At 33.2% G+C, this 10,475-nt stretch carries 5 protein-coding genes; all 5 read right to left on the bottom strand.

Translation table 11 applies throughout. The annotated features are described in order from the left end of the window. Positions 1-219 precede the first annotated feature (219 nt). On the bottom strand, positions 220-2,094 hold the full coding sequence (locus Q0921_RS05355) for an alkaline phosphatase D family protein (protein WP_299254335.1): 1,875 nt from the start codon (positions 2,092-2,094) through the stop codon (positions 220-222). A gap of 81 nt (positions 2,095-2,175) precedes the next feature. Continuing rightward, on the bottom strand, positions 2,176-3,303 hold the full coding sequence (locus tag Q0921_RS05350; protein ID WP_299254332.1) for a family 16 glycosylhydrolase: 1,128 nt from the start codon (positions 3,301-3,303) through the stop codon (positions 2,176-2,178). Between the two features lie 243 nt (positions 3,304-3,546). Next, complete coding sequence (locus Q0921_RS05345) at positions 3,547-5,094, bottom strand: hypothetical protein (protein WP_299254329.1); 1,548 nt, start codon at positions 5,092-5,094, stop codon at positions 3,547-3,549. Between the two features lie 13 nt (positions 5,095-5,107). Next, on the bottom strand, positions 5,108-6,853 hold the full coding sequence (locus Q0921_RS05340) for a RagB/SusD family nutrient uptake outer membrane protein (RefSeq protein WP_299254326.1): 1,746 nt from the start codon (positions 6,851-6,853) through the stop codon (positions 5,108-5,110). 22 nt (positions 6,854-6,875) lie between these two features. After that, complete coding sequence (locus tag Q0921_RS05335) at positions 6,876-10,013, bottom strand: TonB-dependent receptor (protein WP_299254324.1); 3,138 nt, start codon at positions 10,011-10,013, stop codon at positions 6,876-6,878. Positions 10,014-10,475: the final 462 nt, after the last annotated feature.

Genomic DNA, 10,475 nt, shown 5'->3' with positions numbered 1-10,475 from the left:
GAGCTTAATAATGATGAATTTTAAACCGAAATAAGGTTTGAATAAAGTCAATTTAAGCATATTTTGCTTAAATTGACTTAGCATATTGGATGGAAAAACCACTTGTTCTAATGTAGTTAAACTAGTACTATTTGGTTTTATAATTTTAGATTCGATATCTTGGTTATAAAAACTTTTGTCTTCATATTATCAATTATAAAATAAAAATGGCTGTTTTACTTATTTGATTTCTAATTTTTCTGTATTCTTTTTTTTAGAGGAAATTTTATAGAGGTGTGTTTTTTTATTTTCTTCTCCTATTTCAATATCGTATTCCCCTTCTTTCAAAACTTTGGGTTGAAATTTATTGTCTTTTATTCTAATAGAAGAAATTAATTCTTTGGTATAGCTATCCCTAATGGTTACTATTTGATTCTTTTTATTAATTGATAATAATGGAAGCTCATAGCCTTGTTTAATTTTAAAATTATCAGTTTGAGAAATTGTTACAGGCCACCCTTCATATTGCTTACTGTTTGGATTTGTAATATCCACGTTTCTTGGCCAACATTCAAATGTTATAGTTCTATTACTTTTATGAAATTTTACGATACCAATTCCAGCTGCTCTAGTGGATAAAAGTTTTCCTTTGTTAATTTCGTTTTGTGTGGGATTTGCAACAGCCATAACGGTCATCTTGTTCCCGAAACCATCTAAGAATCTACCAGTATAGTTAGGTGAGTTTTTAGCACTTTTGCTATCGATTGTTGACTCTTTTGATGGTTTCCACCAGCGTAACCATAGGTTAGCTATTGCAGGCGTGGCAAAAGAAAAACCCGCATCTCCCCAATCATCAATTCCATGTTGAACAAAAGAAGCTAAATGCTGATCTCCAGCTATCATTGGTGAAAAACTTTTACGAATAATGGATAATGCTTTATTTCTTGCCGACTGAGGCCAAGCATTACTATCAAAGTCTTGCGTAACTTCATTAGTAGATTTTCCTGTATAATTACTTACTTGAGCAAATATGGTTTGTGAAAGGACTGCTTTCATTTGACTACCTTCCCAATCAGTTGTCCAATCTTCTAAAAAGTTTAATTGCCTTTTTCCAAGTAATGAAAGTCCTTCAATATCTAATTTCTTAGCATTCAGATCTTTTCTAAACAAGGTTTCTGCTGGACCATTCTTGAAAATATCTGGGTTTTGATTTGTTACTTTAGTCAAACCAGATTTAAATTTCCTATCTTCTAAAATCGCAAAACTTATTCCTCCCCATTTTAGATCTGTATAATATACGCCAATCCCTCTATTGATAGGAGTAGGGTCATAAGGATCTGGTAGATGACTAGTCTGTGCTCTCTCTACCTCTTTTATATACTCTAATGGCATATAATAACCTCCGTGAACACCTCTTCTGGAGTTTGATTTAATTCCTCCTTGTCCCCAGATATTTCCCTGACCAATATCATGATCATCGGTAATACAAACGGTAGGAGTATTTCGGGTGATATCTCCAAAATCGCGACCAAATTTTAACCAATGTATTAGGTGTTCGCTATGCTCATAAACTTGATCTCCTGCAAAGAATAATAGATCAGGTTTTATTTTTTTGAAATTATCTACAATGTCATTTCGAGAAATATCTCCTCCATGGCTGGCAAATGAGGAATTACATGAAAGGACACCCATTACAAAATCTTCCTTATCCAAGGGGTTTTTTCGAATGATACCTTCATAAGTCGCTTTTTCATTGTATACAACACGGTAAGCTACTTCTTTAGTATCATCCCAGTTTTCTATGCTAAACGGTGCAGTGTATCCCGGATAGATAATATCTGTTTTGGCAATTTCTTGCCATGTACCTTGTTGCTTAATTTCTAGTGTAGCCTCAAAAGGTTCATAGTTTTTAATGGGATAAAATTGAGCGGTTAACTTGAGTTTTTTTTCATTAACAGTATACATTGCAAAACAGATTCTGTCTTTTAATTTATTGTTTTTAATATAGGAATATAAATCTTTTGATTGTGCATTAATAATAAATGACGAGGTGAAAAATATCAATAGCAAAAGGATTTCCTTTACTCTTTGGTAAATTTGATTCTTAAATTTCATTTTCTGTTATACTATAAAAATTTATTCTTTTTAAAATCTATATGATAAAGGGAGTGAAAAAATATGTGATTAACAAGGGTTTTAATTACATTCCAGTTTGTTTAACTGACCATTTGGTGAATAAACTCTTATCCAATCAACCATCATTTTGGTATGAAGTCCTGATTTTACATCATCACTATTCCAAAATGCATCAACACTTTCATATCTCCAAGGTTGAGCAGCCTGACTTATTAGCATATGCATCTCTCTGGTAAGACCATCACCACAAGTAGTATATCCTCTTGGATCTATAGTATCTTCTTCTCTTAATCCATTTAAGGTTTTTACTTTCTTTCCATCTATAAAGTAAATTAATTTTGTCGGACTCTCCCATTTAACTCCAAAAATATGAAACTGCTCACTCCAAACTACATCATTGTCTCTGGAGCAATCACTAGCATCATTTTTTCGAGACATCCAAGTGTCTTTTTGTGGTTGGTAATCAAATCTTTCTGAGTTCGTTTGTTTAAAGGTATGATGACTTAGATGTATTCTGTTAGCAAAATAGGGGCGGTCACATTCTTGACCATCAACTCTGATTCTTGGTCCATACGCTTCGAGATTATCAATCTCTTCTAATTGCGTATCCTTACTTATCATCCAAACTGCATTTGCTAATTGAGAATTACTTATTTTTACTTTTGCTTCTTGGTATAGGGGATAACTACTGGTTTCATTTGATGAAATCATACCACAACGTAATCGTTTTTCATTTCCGGTTTCGTCAATTACGGCTTGAAGAATCAATACGCGATTACCAGTATTAACCATATCATTTTCAAATGAAATCTGATCGCCAGTCCAAACGGTGGGTAAAGGTTGAAAATCATTTACATATCCTAAACGCCATTTGTTCTGGAATTCTGGAGATTGTTTACCTCCAGGATAATTGAATTCATCTGATAATTCTTCAATTCTTTTCCAATCCTTCATTCCTTGTTCCGCTAAAGAAACTTCTTCTATTACATTATTTACTGGCGTATCAAATAAGTTTATGTCTCCTAACAAACAGTCAGATAAAACAGGAATTGATCCTAATACTTCTGTTTCTTCCTCCTCTTCTTCTGAAACATTGGGGTTTTCAAGTATTAAAATATCATCATCCTCTTGTTTGCAACTTAAGATAAAAAAGAGAAGAGTAACCGTTAAAATTTTAAAGATTTTCATATTATATTTTTGATATAAATAGAATGTTTTTTCTATAGAGAACTGCTACTTGATTTTTAGCTGAGATGTATTCTTTTTAATGATTGTTGTTATATAATCAATGAAAAGAGAAAGAAAGCTAGTAGAAAAATAGATTTCTATTATCACAATTAAAGGATAATAAACTAACGAGTTTCTTTCTCTTTTTTTTAGAAGTATTCTGTTATCTAATAATAAGCGCTTACATTGGCTAATGTATTAATGTTAAGGTCTAAGGTTAACCTTGCTTACAAATAAATCATCAATAAAAATTTTGATAGGCATATTATTAAATTCATTAAATCCTCTGATCAGAAATTGTTTTTCTTCAGTTTCAGTAGCCGTAACTACAATAGAACTGTATACCCATTGGTTGGTAGGGTAGGAAGAGGTGATTTCAGGATTTGGTCCAAGAGAGAAATTTGTAGCTGGAGTCCAATAGATTCTTAAATCTGGATTATTAGATCCTCCCGGAGTGTTTCCTATATTTTCTACATATGACCATATTCCTATTTCATATCCTTGGCCAGCTTCTAAAGGAAATGTTCCAGATGTATGTCCAATAATCATCCCCCCATTGGCTTGCATATTAACAACACCACTTCTCGTTCCTGTTTTTGCTCGAGAAAAATCTATAGAAAAGTCATATAATTCCCAGATGCCTCCCCAAAATTGATACGGCCAGTTATCGTCATTCGTAGAGTTTTCAAAACTGAAATCTACAGTGGTTGATTCTAATATGTTTTCTCCTTGCTCAAAAGAATCCATTGAAATATCTACAAAACTTTCAGCTTGTACGCCATCGGTTGTAAATAAAGACCCTGCAGTATATGATACCGTTACAGAATCATCAATGTATATCAAATCTCCGATTAATGAAACTAATAAAACATTTTTTTCTGAAGGATCTAGCCTTATACTTTGTATAGTTGCCGGAATGGAAGTACTGTTGTTTTCTATACTCAATGAAAACTGATCACTTACTATACTTGCTTCATCCATTTCTCTACTAAATTCCAACGCTAAAGTCCCATCTCTTTTCCCTGTTACTCTATCTAGAGTTACAGGATCTGTAGAAGGAATTACTTTTATTAAGTTTGTAAAAGATGAAACTGCAGTTCCTAACGGTCTATTGGTATTAGCTTCGACATCAATGTCATAAGAACCAATTCGTTTGTAAGTTACATCAATTTCATTAACTCCAGAAGCTGTCTCAGGATCTCCACCATCAAGTGTCCAATCAATATTTTGAGGTTCTCCTGTAAGTTCAAAAGTATATCGAATTGATCTACTTGCTATTACTTCATTTTCAGCATTATTACTGATGTCTAATGCTGCTCCAATAGTCCCGTCAGGATTGATATAATTTCCTTTAAGATTTATCGCTATAGGTTCGATTACTCGGACTACAATAGTTGTATCTAATTCACGTCCTCGTAACTGGCCATCAACATAAGCATCTTCTTCGAAGACTTGGTTTAAGGTAATATTATGTTCTCCAATCCTTGTAAAAACAGCTTTTACAACATCACTATTAGATGTTGTTACATTGGCAACACCCTCAGGGAAGGTCCAAATTCTGGAAATTACTCCTGTTGAGACATCTCCAAAAGTAAGATTAGAATTTAATCGGATTTGATTACCTTGACTTTGCTCAGAGGTAAAAATAACTCTTTGACTAGGAACATTGATGTCTACATCATCATCCTGACAACTTATAATAGCTATAGTGCTAATTATAAGGATTATCATATATCTTAACAGCTTTTTCATATTCATAAAAATTTTAATTACCAATTTGATCGTTTGTTTGTAATTCTGTAGCAGGAATAGGGAAATAGTTATGAATGGAGGCGTTATAGTTTTGACTTGCTTGACCAAAATCAGGTCTTACCTTTTCTCTTATAAATAGTGGAGCCACTCCGACACCACTCCCTGGTACATTTGGATTTACAATAACATCCAAAATTCCTGTTTGATTTTGAATTCTCCATAATTCATCTTGTAACAGTTCATTTAGGACATTACCAGCAATACCCCACCTTACTAAGTCTTTCCATCGATGCCCTTCAAAACAAAGTTCTAAAGGCCTCTCTACTCTTCTTAAATGAGTCATTACTGATGCTACTGATGCAGTAACAAAAGGTTGAGTACCATTTACTTGTTCGCTTATGTGAAATTGCGGAAAACCTCCATTGGCAATAATATAATCTCTTAGCGTTATAACTCCAGCTCTTCTTCGAATTCTATCAATAAATTCGATAGCGGTGTCAACATCACCATTTGCTTCCAGAACAGCTTCTGCATACATTAAATAAACATCTGCAAGGCGTATATGCCTGAAATTAATTTCAGAACGACTATTTCCATCTTCATTTCCTAAATGATACCAGTTAGAATATTTTTTAGCATAAGAACTTTGGCCAAATACCCATCCTGGTTTGTCATTTATGGGTAATCCATAATATAAGCCGTCACCATCAACAGGAACAATACTTGCACCCATTCTTTTGGATTGAATATTTCCATCATTGATAGGATTATTGGTGTCTATTTCGTCTCTTACAAAAAGTTCGTGAAGAAAATAAGTTGGTAGTACTACATTAAACGCTCCAAACTGTAACTGTCCGATAGATGGTGCAATTCCACTTGCTTCGGCTCCGGTCTCAAAAGTATTATTATCAACCACATTACCATTAGCTCCTGGATTGAATTCTGTAGAATAAGGAGTTTCTAAAATAGATTCAGTATTAAACTCAGTTAAATGCGAAAAGTTGTCTAGATTATTAGGAGCAAGGTTATAAATATTAGAATCTATTACTTCTCTAAACTCTGTTACTGCTTGTGTCCATTGTTTTGAGTATAAATACGTTTTTCCTAATAATGCGGTAGCCGCTCCCCAAGTTACCCTTCCTAATTGAGATGAAGGCCAAGCTTGCGGGAGGTTATCCTTAGCAAAGATAAGATCTGGTATAATTACTTGATTTGTAACTTCTTCTATTGAACTAAAAGGGGCAGCTATCTCTTCTGCAGTTCTAGGTACAGAAGTTCTAATGACGGCACCTCCATAGGTATGCGTTAATTGAAAATAATAGAAAGCTCTTAAAAAACGAGCTTGTGCTTCAATTGATCTAGCTTCCTCAATGTCATCAAATATTTCGATATTATTAGGGAGTTGTTCGAGAACTTGATTGGCTCTAAAAACTCCAATGTATAGTTCATTCCATTTGTTTACCACTTGTTCGCTTGCATCTCCAAAGTTTAAAGTAGCAAATTCGATTTGACGATAGAAATTTTCAGTGCCAGCTTCATCTCCTACGATCATCTCAAAAGCAAGTCCTGATCCACTAACGGCTTGAAATTGAAGAGCACCATATACTGTAGTTAATGCTGTATCAAAGTCATTTGGAGTTCTCCAAAAAGTTTCTTCGGTTATTGCATTAGAATTTTCTACATCTAACTCACAACCTGTCAGTAGTATCATACTAAGGAAGAAAGTAATGTAAGTATTTAAGTTGTTTTTAATTTTCATAATAAAATTGTATAAGTATATTTTAAAAACCAAGTTGAACACCAAATAGAATTCTTCTCGAAACAGGATAGGATAATTGATCTACTCCTCTGGTAAAGATCCCGTCTCCACCTATTTCAGGGTCAAAACCACTATAATCTGTAAAAGTAAAAGGGTTTTGGGAAGTTGTATAAACTCTGACCTTGGTAAATAAATTAGGTAAATTTTCTTTAGGAATTGAATACCCTATAGTGATATTTCTAATTCTCCAATACGATCCATCCTCTAAGAAAAAGTCTGATCTTGGTCTTGTGCTAGTGCTTACTAAACCTGCTCTTCTTGCTGGAATATTTGAATTTGGGTTTTGAGGTGTCCATTGACCAAATTGCTCTTCATGTCTACCATATACATATGCAGCTAGTCGTGCTCCATTATATACTTCTGCGCCATAAGAAAAGTAATTTTGTATAAAAAAATCGAAACCCTTATATTCAAGATTTAGATTAAAACCAGCTTCAAATTCTGGTTGTCCTGAGCCAGCATAAACCCGGTCATCATCATTAATAGTACCATCTGCAGTATCAGCTATTCCATCACCATTGGTATCTAAAGTAGGTTGGTTTATGTAAGCAATATCACCTATTCTGGCATCTGGTACTATTTGTTGATATGCTTGTAATTCTTCTTGCGTCTGAATTACACCTTCATTTTGTAGTAAGAAAAATGAACCTGCTTCAAATCCTTCAGCTAAAAAAGTAGTATTGTCAGCATTTCCTATTGTAAATATTGGAACTCCTCCAGAAAAACCTCTTCTTGTTCCATTAAGATCAGTAATTTCGTTAACATTTCGAGTAAAAGTACCTGAAACGCTCCATTTTAATCCATATGTCGTTTCATCTTTATAAGATAGAGAAAGTTCAAGCCCTTGATTCGTTAAGTTTCCTGCATTAATGATTCTACTTCTAAAACTATCATCTCTAGGAGCACTTGTTCCCGTAGAGGGAGGAAGTCTTTCTTCTAAAAGTAGATCTTTTCTATCATTTATATAGTAATCGGCTGTAAAACTAAGTTTATTCCTAAACATGGATAAATCAAGGCCAAAATTTCTAGATATCTTGGTTTCCCATTGGATATTTGGATCTACAATACGTCTACCAATTTGACCGAATGCCAGATTTTCTTCGGAACCAAAGATGAAATTAACTCCTGACTCTATTGTTGGTATAAAAGGTGTTGGGTTTGTCCCAGCAACAGTTTGATTTCCAACTTCTGCTATACTTCCTCTAAATTTAAAATTATTTATAAAGTCAAGTTTGGCATTTTTGAAAAACCGCTCTTCGCTTATGTTCCAACCTACAGAAAGTCCATAAAATAATTTGAATCTGTTTTCTGGTGCAAAATTAGATGATCCATCTCTTCTGATACTACCTGATAATAGATATCTGTCATCAAAATTATACTGAACTCTACCTAATAAGCCGCTTAATTTATTTGTACTATCAAATCCACTAGGGTTAATTGGTTCTTGTCCTTGTCCTAAAACATCAGTATCATTACTGGCAAGTCCAATTACCCCAGTATTAACAGTTTTTGTATCGAATTGTTCGTAAGATGCTAGAGCTAACAATTTGATGTTGTGATTTCCTATATCAAGATTATAATTCAGAGAGTTTTCAACGGTACTTCTTTGATTTAAAATAAAGCTTTCTTGTAAAATAGCATCCTCTCTTGACGCACCTGGTACAAAATCTCCATTAACATTAAATAATAAGTATTGTGGCCTTAGAAACTTTCTTCTAAAGTCCCAAGTATTTCTACCTAAGTTAATTTTATATGTCAACCCTTTTAGAATTTCATAGTCTAAGCTAAAAGCAACATTAGAGCTTTTTATTCGCCTTTCATCAACATCGTTAAGAAGTCTGGTTAAAAAACTTAATAATTCGGGCTGACCACTACCTACGCCTAGCTGAACTACTCCATTAACTGGCTCCACATCTGAAATAGCAGGCTGAAAAGGTTTTTGGGCAACTGCTTGTTCTAAAAGAGCAAAAGGCTCCTGTTGTCTAAGTTCATCTGTAATAGCTATACTTGTGAATATTTTTAATCTTTCTTTTCTGTATTGTCCGGTAATTCTTGTTGTTAACCGATTGAATCCAGAATTTATCAATACACCTTCTTGATCGAAATAGGATCCATTAATGTTTAGTGATAAATCTCCAACACCACCTGAGATGTTAAGATTATGGTTTTGTATAAGCGCATTATCATTTTGAACGTCTCCAACGAAGTCACTTTCAAAATCAAGAGCATTTGGGTTTAAAAAGAACGTGTTGTTTACAGTTCCATCAGCATCATTAATGGCTTGATCAGAAAAAAGCTGTTGGTTGGTATTCATTAAAGGTACTCCCGAAGTGATATTTTGAACAGCTAAATAAGTTGAGTAATCAACTTTAAGCTGTCCGGTTTTACCTTTTTTTGTAGTAATTAGAATTACACCATTAGCAGCTCTTACGCCATAGACAGCAGCAGAAGCTCCATCTTTTAATATATCTATAGATTCAATTTGCTCTGGTGCTATATTGGGATTTCCTTGAAAAGGAATTCCATCTACTACAAAAAGTGGCCCCAAGGAACCAGGACTTAAAGAACCTACACCTCTTATTTGGATATTCGCTTCTTCTCCTGGTCTACCACTACTTGCCTGAATATTTACACCTGCTACTTGTCCTTGTAACGATTCCGCAACATCAGATACCGGAGCTTTTGAAATAATTTCAGCAGTAACATTACTTACAGCTCCTGTTACTTCAATTTTACGTTGTGTTCCATATCCTATTACAACTACTTGCTCTAATTCTTGACTATTCTGTGCCAAAACGATATTCATAGTTGTTGAACCTCCAACGACCAAAGATTGTTTTATAAAACCTACTGAAGAAAACACTAAAACATCCCCTTTATTTGCTTTAATAGCATAGTTTCCATCAAAATCAGAAACTGTACCTTTTTTGGTTCCTTGTATCAATACGTTTACTCCTAATAGAGGCATATTACTTTCATCAGTAATTGTTCCGGTAAGATTAAATTCTTCTTGTGCTTTTGAACTAATAGAATATAGCATCAAAATACATATCAATAACCAATGATATTTTTTGTTCTTAATTGTTTTTTTGTTTTTCATAAATAATAAAAGAAACTTAAGTGAAATTTAATACTCGTTAATGATTTCTCATTTTTTTGAACCTAATTCATCCAAATAATCAAAACAAACATATTAAGCTTAAAGTTTTATTAAAAAAAAAACAACTAGACAAAATATAGACGAGTGAGTTTTTATGAATAAAACCGTTAAATTTTTGCCTGATTCTTTAATAAATACCAACGACTATTTGTGTTTTGATAATAAAACTAATAGAGAGGTTGTAGTTGTTACAGATTGCTATGAAAGACTATTGAACAATGCATAATAACTAGATTTTTATATTTTTAGTATTTAAAGATTTGAAAAGAATTTATTTACATAAACATAACCTATGAGTTATGGTTTTATGTATTCATTACATTTTTTTTACTTTTTTTAAAATTAATCAATTAAACCATAATTTTTTTAAAGTTTTGTTATGATAAAAGTAGAATTTTGTTC

The organism is uncultured Aquimarina sp., from assembly GCF_947496855.1.
Taxonomy (GTDB): Bacteria; Bacteroidota; Bacteroidia; order Flavobacteriales; family Flavobacteriaceae; genus Aquimarina.
The sequence above is the reverse complement of the archived record's forward strand: the minus strand, read 5'-3'. Positions and strand labels throughout refer to the sequence as shown.